We start from the raw sequence: 17,929 nt of genomic DNA, 5'->3' as shown, positions 1-17,929 counted from the left end.
GGCCGTAGCCCCGCCCCACCGGCAAGATCACGATCTACAACTGGAGTACTAGTCCCGCGGGATCTCCTGCTCCGCCCAGATGATCTTGCCCTCTCCGGTGTAGCGGGCGCCCCAGCGGTGGGCTAGCTGGGCCACCAGGAAGAGGCCGCGGCCGCCCTCGTCCGTGCTGCGGGCGTGCCGCAGCCGGGGTGCGGTGCTGCTGGCGTCGGCGACCTCGCAGGTCAGCCGGGAGTCGCGCAGCAGCTTCAGCCGGATGGGCGGCTGGGCGTAGCGGATGGCGTTGGTGACCAGCTCGCTGACGATGAGTTCGGTGGTCATCGCCAGCTCGTCGTAGCCCCACGCCACCACCTGGCGGGCCGCCCGGGCCCGGACGTCGGCGACGGCGGCGGGGTCCACGGGCACCTCCCAGGAGACCACGTGGTCGGCGCCCAGGGCGTGGGTGCGGGCCAGGAGCAGGGCGATGTCGTCGGGCTGGGGCACCGGGAGCAGCTGTTGCACGGTGGCCGTGCACAGCGTGGCGAGGTCGGCGCCGGGGTCGGCCAGTGCGGCGCGCAGGCGGGCCATGCCCCGTTCGACGTCCTGGTCGGCGCCTTCGATGAGGCCGTCGGTGTAGAGGCCGAGGAGGCTGTTCTCGGCGAGTTCGATCTCGGTGGCCTCGAAGGCCATGCCGCCGAGCCCGAGCGGTGGTCCGGCGGGCATCTCGGCGAACCAGGCCCGACCGTCGGGTGCCACGACGACCGGCGGCGGGTGCCCGGCCCGGGCCATGGAGCACCGCCGGGTCACCGGATCGTAGACCGCGTACAGACAGGTCGCCCCGACGAACGTGGCCGTGCTGTCCTGGGAGGCCGTGCTCCCGCTCTCCTCCTCCCCCAGCCGCAGCACCAGGTCGTCGAGGTGGGCGAGGAGTTCGTCGGGGGGCAGCTCCATGTCGGCGAGGGTCTGGACGGCGGTGCGCAGCCGGCCCATGCTCGCCGCCGCGGTGAGGCCGTGGCCGACGACGTCGCCGACCACCAGGCCGACCCGGGCCCCGGACAGCGGGATCACGTCGAACCAGTCACCGCCGACGCCGTCCGAGGCGTCCGCCGGCAGATAGGAGGACGCCACCTCCAGGGCCGTGCCGCCCGTGAGGGCCTGGGGCAGCAGGCTGCGCTGGAGGGTGACGGCCGCCGTGTGCTCCCTGGTGTAGCGGCGGGCGTTGTCGACGCAGACGGCGGCGCGCGCGACCAGCTCCTGGGCGAGCAGGACGTCGTCGGGCTGGAAGGAGACCGGGTTGAGCGAGCGGGCGAAGGTGGCGAGGCCCAGGGCGGTGTTGCGGGCCCGCATCGGGACCGCGATGAGGGAGTGCAGTCCGAACTCCCGCATACGCGCCGTCCGCTCGGGCTGCTCGGCGAGCCACAGGGGGTCCTCCGGGTCGAGCTCGGGGATGAGGATCGGGTCGCCGTTGATGAGCAGGTCGATGCCGTACGTCGGGGGCAGGAAGTCCACCGGGTCGCCGATGTACGCCACGGCCTCGGGGTTGCCGTCCCGGACGGTCTTCAGCGCGGCACGCCGCATCACCGGCCCGGTGGGGACCGGGCCGGCGTCGCTCAGCCAGGTGCCGTGGTCCTCGGTACTGAGAACGGGCTCCAGGAGGTCGACGACGACGAAGTCGGCGAAGCGGGGGACGGCGAAGTCGGCGAGTTCCTGGGCGGTGCGCAGCACGTCGAGGGTGGTGCCGACCCTGGTGCCGGCCTCGTTGACCATCGACAGCCGCTGGCGGGCGTTCCAGCGCTCGGTGACGTCGGAGACCATGTAGCAGACGCCGGTCACCGTGTCCTCGGCGTCGACGAGCGGGAAGAACGAGGTGGAGTAGGCGCGTTGGCGGTGGGGATCGGCCCAGCTCCAGCCGAGGTACTCGTAGTCCTTGACCGGCTCCCGGGTGGTGAGCACCTTGCGCATCAGGCCTTCGATGGTGGTCGCCTGCAGCCCGGGCAGCAGCTCGCTCAGCCGGCGGCCCAGGCGCTGCTCCCGGGGCACTCCGCCGAAGCGCTCCAGGGTGTCGTTCAGCCACACATAGCGCAGCTCCGGGTTCATCAGGGCCAGGCCGATCGGCGAGCGGGTCAGGAACCCGTCGAGGACGGACTGGCCCACCGTCCACTGCGGCCGCCGCTCACGGGCGGAGAGCAGGAAACACTCGTCTCCGTCGATGTCGAAGGCTGCGGAGACCCGCAGGTCCACGTCGAGGGTGTGGCCGTCGCGGTGCCGTACCGGGATGAGCCCGCTCCATCCCATGCCGGAGCGGCACCGCTCGGCGACTCCGGCGGCGCGCGCCGGGTCGGCGCGCATGGCGAGCAGCTGTGCCGCGGGACGGCCGACCACCTCGGCGGCCGGGCGGCCGAGCAGTGCCTCGGCACCACGGGTCCAGCCGACCACGACGCCCTCGGCCGACAGCACCGCCGCCGCGTCGCTGGAGGCGTCGAGGAGGTCGCGCGGGCCCATGGAGGGCGGCACGTCGAAATCTTCTCGCGCAAAATCCATTGGTTACATCCTCTACGTACCCCAATGTTCCTGCTTGTCCACTCACTCCGCACAGCTCCCCGGGGGGAACGCGGGTGGGGCTTCGAGGTCACGCGGGCACAGGGCGGGAGCCCCGCGCGGATCGGGGTACTCGGCCTGGGTCGGCGCGGTCGGGCGGCCGGGGGCAGCATGGAAGTGCCGTGGCGACGGTGTCGGGCCGCCGGCCGGTGGAGGTGGTGGTGGCATGGCTGTGGGATTCCTGCGGGCCGGTGGCTCGGACGGCTCCGGCGGTGACGGGTACGGCCTCGGCGGAACACGCCCGACCGGGCTGCTGGACGTGCTGAGCGTGGCCGCGGTGGCGCTGGACTCGCAGGGCCGGATCGTGTTCTGGACCCCACAGGCCGAGGAACTCTTCGGCTACACGGCCGAGGAGGCCCTGAGGCAGAACGCGGCGCGACTGCTCATTCACCCGGAGCATCTGAAGGCCGCGGTGAACATGTTCATGGAGGTGATGGAGACCGGTCGCAGCTGGGCCGGGGCCTTCCCGGTCCGGTGCAAGGACGGCGGCAGCCGGCTGATGGAGTTCCGCACCATGCGGCTGCTGGACGATCTCGGCGACGTGTACGCGCTGGGCATCGTGGCCGACCACGCCATGCTCCAGCGGGTGGAGACCGACCTGGCGCTGTGCGAGCGGCTGATCAACCAGTCCCCGATCGGCCTGGCCCTTCTCGACCCGGATCTGCGCTATCTCCTGGTGAACCCGGCGCTGGAGCGGATCGACGGCGTCCCCGCCGAGGAGCACATCGGCCGCCATCTGCGGGAGACCCTGCCGTTGCCCGACATCGACAGCGTCGAATCCGCGCTGCGCCAGGTGCTCACCACCGGCACTCCGCTCCTCGACCAGTACCACGTGGGCCGTCCGCCGACCGATCCCGAGCGTGAGCACGCCTGGTCGCTGTCGTTCTACCGGCTGGAGGATCCCGGCGGCCGCGTCCTGGGCGCGGCGACCTCGGTCGTCGACGTCACCGAGCGGCACCGGGCGGCCGCCGAGGCCGACCGGGCCCGGCGCCGGCTCGCCCTCATCGCGGACGCCTCGGCCCGGGTGGGCACCTCGCTGGAGGTGGAACGCACGGCGCACGAGCTGGCCGAGATCGCCACCCCGGTCCTCGCGGACGTGGTCGCGGTGGACGTACTGGACTCGGCGCTGGCCCTGCGCCGCTCCCGCAGACCGGAGAACGGCCCTGAGCTGTTCCGTGCCCTCGCTCTCGAGGCGGCCCATCCGACGGTCGCGCTGCGCGCCGCCGACCCGCCCGGTGACCTCGCGGCCTACGAAGGCGACCGGCTGGTGACGCTGTGTGTGCACACCGCACGGCCGGTCCTGGTCCCGCAGGTCGGCGCACACGATCTGCCACGCATCGCCCGCAACGCGGAGGCGGGCGAGCTGCTGGCTCAGGCCGGTGTGCACTCGTATCTCGCGGTGCCGCTGATCGCCCATGGGGAGGTGCTCGGCGCCCTGGACCTGAAGCGGACCCGCAATCCGCTGCCCTTCGACGAGGACGACGTCGTCCTCGCCATGGAGCTGGCCGGCCGTGCCGCCGTGGCCATCGACAACGCCCGCTGGTTCCAGAGCGTCCGTAACACCGCCCTCACCCTCCAGCGCAGCCTGCTCCCCGACCACCCGCCGCATCACACGGGCCTCGAACTGGCCTCCCGCTACCAGCCCGCCCAGGCGACCAGCGAGGTCGGCGGCGACTGGTACGACGTGATCCCGCTGTCGGAGGACCGGACCGCGCTGGTCGTCGGTGACGTGATGGGCAACGGCATCGACGCGGCCGCCACCATGGGCCGGCTGCGCACCGCCACCTGCGCCTACGCGGACCTGGAGCTGCCCCCGGCCGCTGTGCTCCAGCACCTGGACAAGATCACCTGCGATCTGGAGCACTACATCGTCACCTGTCTCTACGCGGTGTACGACCCGCACACCCGGAGCTGCGAGATCGCCAACGCGGGCCACATGCCGCCCGCGCTGGTGCACTCCGGAGGGCCGCCTGCCCTGCTGGAGCTGCCGCCCGCCGCCCCGCTCGGTGTCGGCGGCATCCCCTTCGAGACCAGCACCGTCGACCTCGCCGCCGGTGACCTGCTGGTCCTGTACACCGACGGCCTCGTCGAGACCCGCCGCCATCCCATCGACGACCGTCTCGGCGTCCTGCTCGGCTTCCTGGACGAGCCGAACCGGCCGCTGGAGGAGACCTGCGACCTGCTGCTGCACGGCCTGCGCCACCCGGACGACCACGACGACGTGGCACTGCTGGTCGCGCGGACGCTCTGAGCGGACGCTCTAAGGCGTACGGCAGCAGTCGGTCCGGCAGTAGCAGGACGCGCGGATCGGTACGTCCGCAGTGGCCGCCGCGAGCTTCAGCTGCTGGGCCACGATCCGCGCCTCCCCCTCCTTGCCGAGCCGCTGGAGGCATTCGTGGAAGCCGTGCAGGGACCAGACGTTGCCGGGATGCTGCAACGGCCGGGGCAGGGTGTCGTCCAGGCCCAGATCGGCCCGGTAGACCGCCTCGGCCTCCTCGACCCGGCCGCGCTCCAGGAGCAGGGCGCCGTAGGCGTGCCGGGTGGGCTGCATCCAGCCCCAGGGTTCGTCGTAGGGAAGGTTGTCGTCCAGGTCGATCGAGCGGCGCAGGGCGGTGAAGGCGGTGTCGAAGTCGCCCTTGCGGTAGGCCAGTTCGCCGTCGAGCATGGCGGCGGCGACGGCCAGGATGTCGGCGCAGGTGTTGTTGAACAGCATGCGGGTCCCGGGGACGGCGGCGGCCGCCTCCCGGAAGCGGGTGCGGTCCGCCTCGGCCTCGGCGGTCCGGCCGGTGGCGGAGTGGGCGACCCCGCGCGCGTAGTGCAGCATCGCGGTGGTCACGCAGTACAGCCGGGGGTCGGCGGGCAGCGGCAGGCGCAGGATGTCGTCCCAGCGGCCGAACCGGATCAGGACGTGCACCCGCATCGCCAGGAAGCCCTCCAGCCAGTCGGCCATCGGCGGGCTCTCCACGCGCAGCAGTTCTTCGGGTACGGCGGCTTCGAGCCGGTCGGCCGTGGCGAGGGCGTCCTGGAGACGGCCCAGGAACATCGCGCCGTAGATCCGGAAGTGCAGGTTGTGGCAGCGGTAGAGGGTGTAGAAGTTCATCGCGCCGGCGCGGGCGTGGTACTTCTCGTCGGCGGCGACGGCCGCGGCGTTGTCGGAGAGCACGCGCCGGTAGTCGCCGCAGAGGACTTCCAGGTGCGAGGGCATGTGCTGGAGGTGCCCGGCGTCGGGGACGAGGTCGCGCAGCAGGTCGGCGACGGGCAGGGCGGTCTCGGGGGTGGGTGACATCTCCATCAGGTGGATGTAGAGGTGCAGCAGGCCGGGGTGGCGGGTGCCCTCCTCGGTCCCGAGGGCCTGTTCCAGTACGGCCTTGGCCTCCGGTGTCCGGGCGCCCTCGGCCGGCCGGCCGCCGCGGATGTCCCAGAGCTGCCAGGGGGTGAGGTTCATCAGGGCGTCGGCGTACAAGGTGGCCACGTCGAGGTCGTCGGGCGCCCGTTCGTACACCCCGCGCATGCTCTCGGCGTAGGCCGTGTTCCACACCGAGCAGGCCTTGGCGTCGGGGGCCGCGGTCTGCGGGTAGCGGGCGCGCAGTGCCTCGACGAGGGCGCGCTCCACAGGGGTCGCGTGGGTGGCCTTGGCGTGGGCGCGCTCCACGGCGGCGTGCGTGCGCTCCACCGTGCGTGCCAGGTCCTCCTGGTCGAAGAACTCCCAGGGCTTGTTGTAGTTGGGGCCGAGGGCATAGGCCACGCCCCAGTCGGCTATGGCGCATTCCGGGTCGGCGGTGCCGGCCGCCTCGAAACAGCGGACGGCCTCCTCGTGGTTGAAGGCGTAGGTCCAGACGAGCCCCCGGTCGAACCACGTCTGCGCCTCGGGGGACGACGTCGTCACGCGCCGGCTGTGACTGCCCAGGTCGTAGTAGTCCACGGCCACGAACCTAGCGGCGGAGAGCACGCGAAAGATCCCGTTCATCCGAATTCATGAGGATGGCGCGGCGGTTGACGAGCCGCCGCGCCACGCGTGCCGGTGCTGTCAGGGAGCGACCGCGCGGCCGGTCCCCGGGGAGATCCGGCCGGAACACAGTCCCTTGGCCGTGAGGGTCCCCGCGATGCGCGGGATCGCGGCGAGCGTGTTGGCCGGCCACTCGTGCATGAGGATGATCTGGCCGCTGGTGAGCCGGGAGACGGCCTGCACGATCGCGTCGGTGCTCGCGCCGTTCCAGTCCTGCGAGTCGACGTCCCAGATGATCTCTTTCAGCCCGTACTTGGCCTCGACCGTGCGCACGGTCGCGTTGGTCTCGCCGTACGGCGGCCGGAACAGCACCGGTGTCCCGCCACCGGCGCCGGCGATGGCGGCCTGGGTGCGGGAGATCTCCGAGTCGATCCCCGCCTGGGTCTGCTGGGTGAGATGGGGGTGGGTGTAGCTGTGGTTGCCGACCCACATGCCCGCGCTCACCTCGGCCCGGACCTGGGCCGGATAGGCGGCCGCGTACTGGCCCTCGTTGAACAGGGTGGCCCGCAGTCCGTTCGCCTTCAGGGCGCTGAGCAGGCCCGGCGTGTGGGCGGTGGACGGTCCGTCGTCGAAGGTGAGACCGACGTAGCCGGTGCAGCCGGCGGAGTGGGCCGGGCCGGCGCCGACGGCGAGCGTGCCCGCGGCGGCCAGCGCGAGGGCGGCGGCGGTCGCCAGCAAGGGGCGTGACGAGCGCTCCGACACGGCACTCATCACGCCACCGTGATGGTGGAGCTGCCGCTGCTCTGGTAGCCCTCGGTCGCGAGGATCTGGTAGTAGCTGAAGCTGCCGAGGGACATGCCGGCCCTGGCCCAGGCGTCGAAGTGGTTGCCGGTGGTGATGGTGCCGCCGGTGCGCTTCGACTGGCGGACGCTCCAGTACTGGTTGAAGGTCTTGGTGCCTTCGACGGACGGGGCGTTGTACCGCGTCGTGAGGTAGATGTCGTAGGTGCCGCCGTCGCTGGTGACGCTGCCCTTGTACGTGCCGGTGGGCCGGTAGGTGCCCCAGTTGTCGACGATGTAGTACTCGACGAGCGGGTTGGACGTCCAGCCGTACAGGGACAGGTAGCCGTTGCCGGACGGGCTGAAGCCGCCCGAGTAGGTCACGTTGCGGCGGGCGCCGGTGCTCCAGCCCTTGCCGCAGACGAAGTTGCCGGTGTTGCGCCAGCTGGTGCTGTAGTTGCCGCCGGAGCCCAGGGTCATGGAGACGGTGCCCTGCGCGTCGGTCCAGAACGAGTAGTAGTAGCCGTTGTTGGTGCCGGTCTGGTTCGTCGTGATGACGGTGGCGGCGCGGGCGGTGCCGGGCAGGGCCAGCCCGGCGGCGGCGCCCAGCAGCAGGGCGCCGGCGCTGCGGCGGCTCAGTGCGTGGTCGAGCGGGTTCATGCGGTGCCTCCTCGTATGGCCTGTGCGGGTGTGGCTTGGTGGGGAGTGTTGGTCTGCCCATGTCACCTGTCAACAGTTTCGGTGATTATTTCGAAACCTTCGCTCTAACCGGTCACCCATTTGCGCACTTCATATCCCTGGCAAGCGAGTCAGTGATCGACTCTGTCGACATTCAGCCAATTCAAGATCAGGAACACGCTCGCCAAATCTTCGAATGTTTCGATATCGAAAGCGAATGCTGCTGCGGACACCGGAACATGCCGCTGAGTGGAGCAATCACCGGCGCGGCGGGCGGCGGCCCGCGAGGCTGGGTCTCTTGTCGAGATTCGTATGCCAGGAGTCCCGGGTGAGGCACGACGGTCGCAACCCAGCACTGCCCGCGCCCCCCGGGTGGATGCGCTGGCTTCCGGTCCTGTACGTCGTCGCTGTACTGCTGATCGAGCCGGTCACCCCCGTGCAGTGGCCGGTCAGCTTCGCGCTGATCGCCCTCCCCCTGGTGACCGCCTTCGCGCACCCGCCGGTCGTCGTCGCCGGCGCCACCGTCTTCGGCATCGGCCTCGAACTTTTACTGGCCGGAACCCCGTGCTGCGCGGGACGCGACGTCGGCTACCTCTGGGAACGGCATTACGTCGCCGCCTACGCGTGTACGGCCCTGGTGGGCGCCCTGGGCACGATCCTGGCCGCGCACCGGATCCGCCGGGAACGCACCCTGGCCGACGTCCGGTCCGTGGCCGAGATCGCCCAGCGCGTCCTGCTCAGACCGGTCCCGTACCGGATCGGGAACCTGCTGCTGGAGAGCTTCTACCTGTCCGCCGCCGCGGAGGCACGGATCGGCGGCGACCTCTACGAGGCCGTGCCGACCGCGTACGGGGTCCGGCTGCTCATCGGCGACGTGCGCGGCAAGGGCCTGCTCGCCGTGGAGACCGCGGCCGCCATGCTGGGCGCGTTCCGAGAGGCCGCACACGACGAACCCGACCTCAACGCCCTGGTGGAGCGGGTGGACATCAGCATGACGCGCAGGGCCCATTTGCTCGGCGGAAGCGAGACCGGCGAGCGGTTCGTCACCGCCGTCTTCGCCGAGATCCCCGACGACGAGAGGATCGTCCGCGTCCTCAACTGCGGCCATCCGCCGCCGCTGCTCATCCGCCCCGGCGAGGTGAGCGAGCTGGACCGGGGGCGGTCGGGGCCGCCCCTGAACCTCGGCATGCTCGTCGGGGACCCCTATCACGTCGACACCTACGCCTTCGGCCCGGGCGACCAACTGCTGCTCTACACGGACGGCGTCACCGAGACCCGCGACCCGGACGGTTCCTTCTACCCCCTGCTCCAGCGGCTGCGCTCGTGGGGTCCGATGCCTCCCCCGGAGCTGCTGGAACGGCTCCATCAGGATCTGCTGGCCTACAGCGGCGACCAGTTGCAGGACGACACGGCCGCGCTCACCGCCTTTCTGCTGCCCGCCGGAGCGGCCGGCACGCCGGTCGGCGGCCAGGACGGTGCTGCCTCCGGGGAGTTGGACGAGCCGTCGGCATGACGCGTGCTGTGAGGGTTCTGGGCCGGTCTCCGTCAGGCCCTGTGGGGCAGATCACGGGTGACTACACTCCGCCACCGTGAGTTATCACCACGCGGGTGACGTGCGGCGAGGGGCGGGGCGGTGCTGGTAGAACCCGAGGCAGGAGACAGGATCTCCGGCCGGTACGTGCTGCGGGAGGCCATCGGCCGGGGCGGCATGGGTGTCGTCTGGCAGGCCTGGGACGAGCGGTTGCGGCGGCGGGTCGCGGTCAAGTGCGCGCGCCTGGACGACCCCCGGGCCACGCAACGCTTGATGGGCGAGGCGCGCAACGCGGGGCGGCTGCACCATCCGAACATCGTGGGCGTCTTCGACTTCGTCGACGAGGGCGCCACCTGCTGGATCGTCATGGAGTACGTGCCCTCGCGCAGCCTCGCCCAGCTCATGGCCGAGGACGGTCCGCTCTCCCCCGAGGACGTCGGCTCCGTCGGCTGCCAGATAGCGGACGCGCTGGCGAAGTCGCATGCCGAGGGCGTGGTGCACGGCGATGTGACTCCGGAGAACATCCTGGTCACCGCCGAAGGGGTGGCGCGGCTCACCGACTTCGGGATCTCCCGGGCCCTGTGGAGCGACGCCACCCAGAGCGTGACGGGCGGGGTGCGCGGCAAACCCCGCTATCTGGCCCCCGAGGTGGCCAGGGGGGAGCAGCCCGGCGAGAAGGCCGACGTGTTCTCGCTGGGCGCCGCACTGTTCGCGGCGATCGAGGGCCGGTCGCCGTACGGGGAGGCCGAGCACCCGATGGCGTACGTCGCCCGGGCGATCGAGGGACATATCGAGACCGCGCGCCGGGCCGGCCCGCTGGCCGAACCGCTCGCCGCGCTGCTGGTGTTGGAGCCCCGGCACCGCCCCGACGCGGCACGGGCGCGCAGGCTCCTGCTGAAGGCGGCCGGCCCGCCCGCGCACCTGCACGACCGGCGCACCATCGACCTCACCCCGCTCACGCTCCGGCTGCCCCGCCCGGTACGCCGTCGCCGCCGCCCGCTGCTCGTCGCGGCCGTGGCCACGGTGGCCGCGGGCACGACCGGGCTGGTCCTGCTCGCCCCGTGGGACTCGAAGGACGCGGGCGCCGGGAGTACCGTCACGGACGCGAAGCCGCCGGCCGCCGCGGGGGCCGCGGGCACGATGGGCGAGGCCCGCACGGCCGACCCCTGCACACTGCTCGACGCGGCCTCCCTGAGTCGTTTCGGCGGTACCGAACTGGACCCGGACTACGGGGAGATCGACCGCTGCGACGTCCTCGTCAAGAACAACGACGGCGACGACAACGCCGACGTCCAGGTCAATCTCGACGCGGACCAGGACAACTACGAGGGCGACCTCACCACCCGGGTCGTCGGGCACCTCACCGTCGTCGACCTCAAACCCGACGACGACTCCTGCGAGCGGGCCGTCCTGACCGCCGACCGCCACCAGATCCGCATCGTCGGCAAGAAGCTCGGAACGGGCGCTCCCGACCCCTGCGACCTGGCCGACGCCGCCACCGACCACGTCGTCGGCGTTCTGGACGACGGCCCGGTGCCCCGCCGCACGGCCCGGCCCGCCGCGGAATCCCTGGCCCGCCTCGACGCCTGCACCCTGCTCGGCACGGCCGACCTCGCCCGCGTGCCCGGCGTCGACGCGGACCACCGGGACCGCGGCTTCGGCGGCTGGGACTGCGACTGGTCCAGCGACGACGGCGACCGCGAGGTGGAGATCCAGTTCAGCCGCGACAACTCGCTGGACTCCGACGACGGGCATCCGGTGGACGTCGCCGGCACCCGGAGCTACTTCGTCGCCGACGAGGCCGAGGACGACAGCTGCACCGTACGGACACCCCACCGGACGTACACGGACTCCGCCGGCGACCGCACCGTGGAGCTGTTCCAGTTGACCGTGTACGCCCCGCTGCCGGAGAAGAAGCTGTGCTCTGACGCCGAGGAGCTCGCGGCGGCCGTCGTGGAGAACATCGCGAAGCGGCTCCCGGGGGCCTGAGACAGGCCCCGCCCACCCGTCAGAGGAAGCTGACTCCCTGGGCCAGGGTGAGTTCGCCGGAGTAGTTGACCGTGTTGGTGGCCGCGCGCATGTACGCCTTCCAGGCGTCGGAGCCGGACTCGCGGCCGCCGCCGGTGTCCTTCTCGCCGCCGAAGGCGCCGCCGATCTCCGCTCCGGAGGTGCCGATGTTGACATTGGCGATGCCGCAGTCGGAGCCGGCCGCGGACAGGAAGATCTCGGCCTCCCGCTGGTCCCGGGTGAAGATGCTGGACGACAGGCCCTGCGGGACGTCGTTGTGCAGCGCGATCGCCTCGTCGAGGGTGTCGTAGGTGAGGACGTAGAGGATCGGCGCGAAGGTCTCCTCCCGTACGACGTCGGTCTGTTCGTCGACGCGCACCAGGACGGGCTCGGTGTAGGCGGCCGCCGGTGCCGCGTCCGCCAGCCGCCGGTTTCCGCCGGCCAGGACCTTGCCGCCCTGCGCCTGGACGCGGGTGAGGGCGTCGTGCATGGCGTCCAGGGCGGCGGTGGAGATGAGCGGGCCGACCAGCGTCGTGTCGTCGAACGGACTGCCGACGGGCAGCCGGCCGTAGACCGCGGTCAGGCGCTCGACGAGGGCGTCGGCGATGTCCCGGTGGACGATGAGGCGGCGCAGTGTGGTGCAGCGCTGGCCCGCCGTGCCGGCCGCGGCGAAGACGATGCTCTGGACGGCCAGATCCAGGTCGGCGGAGGGGGCGACGATCGCGGCGTTGTTGCCGCCGAGCTCCAGCAGGCTGCGGCCGAACCGGGCGGCGACACGCGGGCCGACCTCACGGCCCATGCGGGTGGAGCCGGTGGCGCTGACGAGGGCCACCCGGGGGTCGTCGACGAGCCGCTCGCCGACCGTGCGGTCACCGAGCAGCAGACGGTGTACGTCACGCGGTGCGCCGGTCTCGTCGGCGGCCCGGGCGAGCAGGTGGTGGCAGGCCAGGGCGGTCAGCGAGGTGAGTTCCGAGGGCTTCCAGACCACCGTGTCGCCGCAGACCAGGGCGACGGCGGTGTTCCAGGACCACACGGCGACGGGGAAGTTGAAGGCCGAGATGACGCCCACCACGCCCAGCGGGTGCCAGGTCTCGGCCAGGCGGTGGCCGGGGCGTTCGGAGGCGATCGTACGGCCGTACAGCTGGCGGGACAGGCCCACCGCGAAGTCGCAGATGTCGATCATCTCCTGGACCTCGCCGAGCGCCTCGGAGCGGATCTTGCCCGCCTCGACGGTGACCAGATCGGCCAGGTCGCCCTTGTGCTCGCGCAGCAACTCCCCCAGCCTGCGCACGAGTTCGCCGCGGTGCGGGGCAGGGGTGGTACGCCAGGTGAGGAAGGCGGTACGGGCGGCCGCGAGGGCTTCCTCGATGTCGTCGCCGGTGGCGGCCTTCAGCCCGAAGAGGTGCTCGCCGGTGATGGGGGTGCGCGCCGGGAGGTCGGCGCCCTCCGGGACCCGCACGCCGATGGTCCGCAGGCGGTCCCGGGCGCGGGTGCGCAGGTCGTCCGTGGTGGGCAGCGCGGTGCTGGTCATCGTGGGACCTCCAGGGGTGAGGGGTCAGCGGAGGGTGCCGGTGAGGCCCAGGGCGCGGGCGACCTGGGCGAGGGAGCCGTTCTGCTGCTGCTCGTAGAGGGCGAAGGGGTCGAGGACCTCGCGGTCGATGGCGCCGGAGAGCCAGTCGGCGTCGTAGGCGGTGCCCTGCTGGTCGTTGTCGCGGGTGCCCTCGCCGGTGAGGTTGGACTGGAAGATGCCGGCGGCGGAGCGGGGCAGGAAGTCCTCGTAGACGACGGGCTCGGCCAGCACCCAGCCCTGCCGGACCAGTTCACCGACGTCGGTGGGCGGACCGCCGCCGTCGCGCGGCCGCCCGTCGGCGAGCCGGTAGGTGAAGTACGCCAGGCCCCGCGCCGCGAGTTCCTCCTCGCTGCCGGGCATGTGCCGCTCCCAGACGGCGCGGGCCAGGTCGCCGCGCGCCGCCGTGGGGTGCCGGGACGCCTGCTCGTCGACGCGGCCGAGGAGTTCGTCGTAGTGGGCCCGTCCGGCGCGGGTGAGGGCGATGCCACGGGCCTCGACCTCGCCGAAGCGCACCCGGAGGGAGCCGCTGACGACGCCGCCGTCCTCGGCGCGCATGGGGCGGGATTCGGCCAGGGCGCGGAAGGAGGTCTGGCGCAGCAGGACGTCGGGGCCCTTCCAGGCCGGCGGACCCTGGATGGTGTCGATCATCTCGACACCACGGTCGGTCATGCGGCGGTACAACTCGTCGATGTCCAGGACACGCGGGGTGAGATGGTTGATGTGTGTGCCGCGGACCCCGCCGATGTCGGCGGCGACGGCGGAGACCCGCTCCAGGGTCCGGTACCAGGCCCGGTCCACCGGTTCCTTCGACAACTCGAAGACCCGCACGGCCAGTCGGAGGAAGCGTTCGGCGTCGTCCGCCGGCAGTTCGCGCTCGGCCGCGGCGCGGTCGGCCAGCGTGAGCAGTTCCGGGGGAAAGAGCTCACGGCCGGCCAGGAAGGTCTCCAGGCGGGTGCGCAGGCCGGGGTCGAAGAAGCGCGGGTCGGCGACGGTGAGCATGGAGGTGAACACCCGGAAGGGGTTGCGGGCGAGTTCCGCGCCGTCGACCGGCCGGAAGGCGGTGGAGACGACGGGGACGGCGCTGGCGGCGGCCTCCCGCAGGTCGTAGAAACCGACCGGGTGCATGCCGAGGGCACCGAAGACCCGGGCGACCTGGCTCAGTTCGCGCGGGGTGCCGACGCGGATGGCGCCGTGCCGCTCGGCGGTCACCCGGCCGATGGACCCGAGGCGTTCGGCGTCGGATCCCCGGGCCCGCAGCACGTCCTCGTTGACCTCGCGCGAGACGTCCACCAGCGTCGTGTAGGCGGGCACCTCCCGGCCGTACATCTCCGACAGCCGCACCGCGAACGCGGCCCGCAGCTGCCATTGACTGATCGTTGACATGGTTCGGCCTTCCGGGCGGGCGACGGGACGGCGATCATGTCTTCGATGGTCGCCGACCGGCCCTCTGCCGTACAGATGACAGGGCCGGGGGCGACGCGGTCGTGGCGCTGCCGGAAACCCACTGGACCGATCGCCACCCGTGATCCCTACGATATGACCGCAAGACAACTATGCGACCGGTCCGTCGGATGCGGGCCGGTCGGGGTCGCCGATGCCAGGGTCCGCTCCCCGGGCTGCGGTGATCTTCCTACCCAGGAGGACCTTCCGCATGTTCCGACGTATTGGCACTGTCGTCGTCCGACATCCTGTCTGGACGATCGTGGCGTGGCTGATCGCGGCGGTGGCGATCGTCGCCACCGCCCCGAGCCTGCCCTCGAACAGCGACGAGAGCAGTTTCCTGCCCAAGAGTTACGAGTCGATCAAAGCGGCATATCTCCAGCAGAAGGCGTTCCCCAGCGCCTTCACGCCGTCCGCGATCGCGCTGTACCAGCGCACCGACGGCGGCAAGCTCAGCGACGCCGATCTGAAGGACGTCGCCCGGATCACCACCGAACTGGGCGACAAGCACATCGATCAGGTGCAGAAGGTCGTCCCCGGCCCGCCGTCCAAGGACGGCAAATACACCCTGACCCTGGTGCAGATGGACAGCAAGAAGGCGGGTCAGCCCGTCCAGGCGGACGCCGCCAAGGTGTTGCGCGACGACATCAAGCAACTGGCCAAGGGCACGGATCTGGAGGTCAAGCTCGGCGGCTCGGCCGCACAGGCCCTGGACCAGCAGGACTCGTCCAAGCGCGGTGAGGCGCTGATCGGCATCGGCACCTTCGTGATCATCCTGGTGACCCTGCTGATCATCTTCCGGGCGCCGATCCTGGCGTTCCTGCCGCTCCTGCTGATCGGCCTGGTGTCGGCCATCGCCAACGGGCTGATCGCGTACGCCACCAAGCTGTTCGGACTTCAGGCCAACAGTTCCGTCTCGTCGATCCTGATCGTCGTGCTCTTCGGCGTGGGTACGGACTACTTCCTGTTCCTGATGTTCCGTTACCGCGAACGCCTGCGCGCGGGTGACGAGCCCAAGCAGGCCATGATCAACGCGGTCGACCGGGTCGGTGAGGCCATCGCCTCGGCGGCCGGCGCGGTCATCATCGCCTTCCTCGCGCTGGTGCTGTCCACGCTGGGCTTCCTCAAGCAGATGGGCCCGGCGCTGGCCATCTCGGTCTCGGTCACCCTGATCGCGGGTCTGACCCTGATCCCGGCCGTCGTCTCGCTCATCGGCCCGAAGGTGTTCTGGCCCTCGAAGTCCTGGCAGCAGGAACCGGCCAACGCGCGTTTCGCGGCCCTGGGCCGTGGGGTGCAGCGCCGCCCGGCGCTGACCGCGGCGGTCTCCGGTCTGATCCTGGTCGTGCTGTCGCTCGGCACACTCGGCTACAAGGCCACCTTCGACCTGGCCTCGGGCTCGATGCCCAAGACCAAGGAGTCCATGGTCGTCCAGGACCAGATGCAGACGGCCTACTCGGCGGGTGCCGCCGCGCCCACCGACGTCTACCTCTCCAGCACCGACGGCAAGCCGCTGGACAGGTCCGCGTTCGACGCCTACGCCTCGAAGCTCGGGGCCGTGGACGGGGTCGCCAACGCCCGGATGAGCCAGGTGAACAAGGCCGGTACCACGGCGGACTTCACCGTCACGCTCAAGTACGAGGCGTCCACGGACAAGGCGATCGACGCCGTGGGCCGGGTGCGGGACGTGGCTCACGCCAACGCTCCCGGGTCCACCGAGGCCCTCGTCGGCGGCATGTCCTCGATCTACAAGGACATCGACTCCGCGGTCAACCACGACTACCGGACGGTGTTCCCGGTCGCCGCCCTGCTGATCATGGTGATCCTGGGGCTGCTGCTGCGCAGTGTGGTCGCTCCCTGGTACCTCATCGCCTCGGTGGGGCTGGGCTTCGGTGCCACGCTCGGTGCCACGGTCTGGATCTTCCAGGATGCGCAGCACAAGCCCGGGCTGATGTTCATGCTCCCGGTGATCATGTATCTCTTCGTGGTCGCCATCGGCACGGACTACAACATCCTCATGATCGCCCGGCTCCGCGAGGAGGCCCGCGAGGGCCGGGAGCCGCGCGAGGCGGCCGGGATGGCGCTGCGGCACGCCGGGCCGACGGTGGCCGCGGCGGGCTTCATCCTGGCGGCGACCTTCGCCACGATGATGCTGGCGGGCAACGCGCTGCTCACGGAGATGGGTTTCGCGGTCTCCTTCGGCATCGCGGTCGCCGCGTTCGTCATGGCGATGTTCTTCACCCCGAGCCTCACCGCGCTCATCGGTCACGCAGCCTGGTGGCCGGGCCACGCCGACCGGGCGGAGCCGGGAGCCGACACCGGCTCCTCGCCCGCCGCGGACGACGAGTACCAGGCCGCGGGGCGTCGCGGCTAGCGGCGACGGGACAGTGGGGGGCTGCCGGGCCTTGTGGTCCGGCAGACCCCCTTGCTCGTCTCCGGGATCCCGCTCAGGTGAGGCGGGTCCGGCGCACGGTGTTGCGGAGTTCGCCGAGGCCGCCGACTCGGGTGACGACCACGTCGCCGTCGGCGAGGAAGATCTGCGGGTCGCGGGCGCTGCCGATACCGCTCGGGGTGCCGGTGAGGACCACGTCCCCGGCGCGCAGGGTCATGCCGCGGCTCAGCTCGGCGATGATCCGGGGGACGGAGAAGGCCATCTGGCCGCTGGTCGCGTCCTGCAGCAGCCGGCCGTTGACCTCGCACCGCACCCGCAGACCGGTGAGGTCGCCGATCTCGTCGGCCGTCGTCAGCCAGGGCCCGAGCGGCATGGTCGCGTCGATGCTCTTGCCCTTGAGCCACTGGCCGCCGTGCGCCCGCTGGAGGTCGCGCTGGGAGACGTCGTTGGCGACGAGGAGGCCGAAGACGTGGTCCATGGCCTTCTCTTCCGGGATCGAGCGCCCGTCCCGGCCGATGACCAGCGCGATCTCGGCCTCGTAGTCCCATTTGACGGAGAGATCGGGGTCGTAGGCGATGTCGTCGGCGGGGCCGATGACCGTGTCGGGGCCCTTGGTGAAGAAGGTGGGGTGCTCGGGCCGCCCGTCCGGGTCCTGCCCTTCCCGCATGCCCTTCGACTCCTCGAAGTGGTCCCAGTAGTTCCAGCCGGTGCACAGGATGTCCCGGTTGAAGCGGTGCAGCGGGGCTTCCAGACGGACCTCGGACAGCGGCACGGTCGCACCGGGTGCGGCGGTACGGGCCGCTTCGAGAGCCGCCGGGCCGCCGCGGACGATGTCGTCGACGGTGCCGATCTCCGTCGGCAGCACCATGACCGTCTGCTCGGACTCGTCCACGATGCCGGACCGCCGTACGCCGTCGACGGTGAGGGATGCAAGTTTCACGTCGCCCCTTTCGCTGTGCGGGGGTTCGGCACCCCACGACCACCCGCGGACCGCGAGGCGACGTGTTGACTTTAA

Annotated in this window: 10 protein-coding genes and 1 pseudogene; 4 read left to right on the top strand and 7 right to left on the bottom strand. The window is 71.4% G+C overall.

Annotated features, from left to right (window positions below):
• Positions 1-48 precede the first annotated feature (48 nt).
• Complete coding sequence (locus tag ACZ5K7_RS27755) at positions 49-2,517, bottom strand: SpoIIE family protein phosphatase (RefSeq protein ID WP_468917279.1); 2,469 nt, start codon at positions 2,515-2,517, stop codon at positions 49-51.
• A gap of 223 nt (positions 2,518-2,740) precedes the next feature.
• On the opposite strand from ACZ5K7_RS27755, the gene ACZ5K7_RS27750 reads away from it, so the two are divergent.
• On the top strand, positions 2,741-4,825 hold the full coding sequence (locus ACZ5K7_RS27750) for a SpoIIE family protein phosphatase (protein ID WP_468917278.1): 2,085 nt from the start codon (positions 2,741-2,743) through the stop codon (positions 4,823-4,825).
• Between the two features lie 9 nt (positions 4,826-4,834).
• Here the strand turns inward: ACZ5K7_RS27750 and ACZ5K7_RS27745 are convergent, their stop codons facing one another.
• From ACZ5K7_RS27745 to ACZ5K7_RS27735, 3 genes and pseudogenes are all read right to left on the bottom strand, one after another.
• Positions 4,835-6,541 (bottom strand): tetratricopeptide repeat protein, encoded by a 1,707-nt coding sequence (locus ACZ5K7_RS27745; RefSeq protein ID WP_468917277.1) that lies wholly within the window; start codon positions 6,539-6,541, stop codon positions 4,835-4,837.
• Between the two features lie 63 nt (positions 6,542-6,604).
• Positions 6,605-7,291: pseudogene (locus ACZ5K7_RS27740) on the bottom strand (polysaccharide deacetylase family protein); the annotation flags it as partial.
• Positions 7,291-7,959 carry a glycoside hydrolase family 11 protein gene (locus ACZ5K7_RS27735; RefSeq protein ID WP_351696328.1) on the bottom strand — a complete coding sequence of 223 codons (669 nt, stop codon included), beginning with the start codon at positions 7,957-7,959 and terminating at the stop codon, positions 7,291-7,293. The pseudogene ACZ5K7_RS27740 and the gene ACZ5K7_RS27735, both read right to left, overlap by 1 nt.
• A gap of 346 nt (positions 7,960-8,305) precedes the next feature.
• Between ACZ5K7_RS27735 and ACZ5K7_RS27730 the strand changes: the two genes are divergently transcribed.
• Positions 8,306-9,490 (top strand): PP2C family protein-serine/threonine phosphatase, encoded by a 1,185-nt coding sequence (locus ACZ5K7_RS27730; RefSeq protein ID WP_351696330.1) that lies wholly within the window; start codon positions 8,306-8,308, stop codon positions 9,488-9,490.
• Positions 9,491-9,610: 120 nt separating this feature from the next.
• Positions 9,611-11,497, top strand: a complete 1,887-nt coding sequence (locus ACZ5K7_RS27725; protein WP_468917275.1) for a serine/threonine-protein kinase — start codon at positions 9,611-9,613, stop codon at positions 11,495-11,497.
• Positions 11,498-11,516: 19 nt separating this feature from the next.
• Here the strand turns inward: ACZ5K7_RS27725 and amaB are convergent, their stop codons facing one another.
• Together amaB and hglS are read right to left on the bottom strand one after the other, a co-directional pair.
• The gene (amaB, locus tag ACZ5K7_RS27720; RefSeq protein ID WP_468917274.1) at positions 11,517-13,046 is read right to left on the bottom strand and encodes an L-piperidine-6-carboxylate dehydrogenase; all 1,530 of its coding nucleotides are present in this window, start codon (positions 13,044-13,046) and stop codon (positions 11,517-11,519) included.
• Between the two features lie 24 nt (positions 13,047-13,070).
• Positions 13,071-14,468, bottom strand: a complete 1,398-nt coding sequence (hglS, locus tag ACZ5K7_RS27715) for a 2-oxoadipate dioxygenase/decarboxylase (RefSeq protein ID WP_468917273.1) — start codon at positions 14,466-14,468, stop codon at positions 13,071-13,073.
• Positions 14,469-14,736: 268 nt separating this feature from the next.
• Here hglS and ACZ5K7_RS27710 point away from each other — a divergent pair, with 268 nt between their 5' ends.
• Entirely contained in the window at positions 14,737-16,896 is a 2,160-nt protein-coding gene (locus ACZ5K7_RS27710) for an MMPL family transporter (RefSeq protein ID WP_468917272.1), read from the top strand.
• A 73-nt stretch (positions 16,897-16,969) separates the two neighbouring features.
• On the opposite strand, the gene ACZ5K7_RS27705 is transcribed toward ACZ5K7_RS27710, so the two are convergent.
• A complete protein-coding gene (locus ACZ5K7_RS27705; RefSeq protein WP_351696343.1) occupies positions 16,970-17,854 on the bottom strand; it encodes a fumarylacetoacetate hydrolase family protein in 885 nt (294 codons plus the stop codon).
• Positions 17,855-17,929 lie beyond the last annotated feature (75 nt).

The sequence above is a fragment of the Streptomyces sp. NPDC031497 genome (genome assembly GCF_055580905.1).
Note: the sequence above shows the minus strand (reverse complement) of the source record. Positions and strands in the feature narration are given on the sequence as shown.

Bases quoted from the DNA above. Each gene is read 5' to 3' on its own strand.
- ACZ5K7_RS27750 (WP_468917278.1), top strand. From the start codon at position 2,741: ATGGCTGTGGGATTCCTGCGGGCCGGTGGCTCGGACGGCTCCGGCGGT.
- ACZ5K7_RS27745 (WP_468917277.1), bottom strand. From the start codon at position 6,541: ATGAACGGGATCTTTCGCGTGCTCTCCGCCGCTAGGTTCGTGGCCGTG.
- ACZ5K7_RS27755 (WP_468917279.1), bottom strand. From the start codon at position 2,517: ATGGATTTTGCGCGAGAAGATTTCGACGTGCCGCCCTCCATGGGCCCG.
- amaB (WP_468917274.1), bottom strand. From the start codon at position 13,046: ATGACCAGCACCGCGCTGCCCACCACGGACGACCTGCGCACCCGCGCC.
- hglS (WP_468917273.1), bottom strand. From the start codon at position 14,468: ATGTCAACGATCAGTCAATGGCAGCTGCGGGCCGCGTTCGCGGTGCGG.
- ACZ5K7_RS27735 (WP_351696328.1), bottom strand. From the start codon at position 7,959: ATGAACCCGCTCGACCACGCACTGAGCCGCCGCAGCGCCGGCGCCCTG.
- ACZ5K7_RS27710 (WP_468917272.1), top strand. From the start codon at position 14,737: ATGTTCCGACGTATTGGCACTGTCGTCGTCCGACATCCTGTCTGGACG.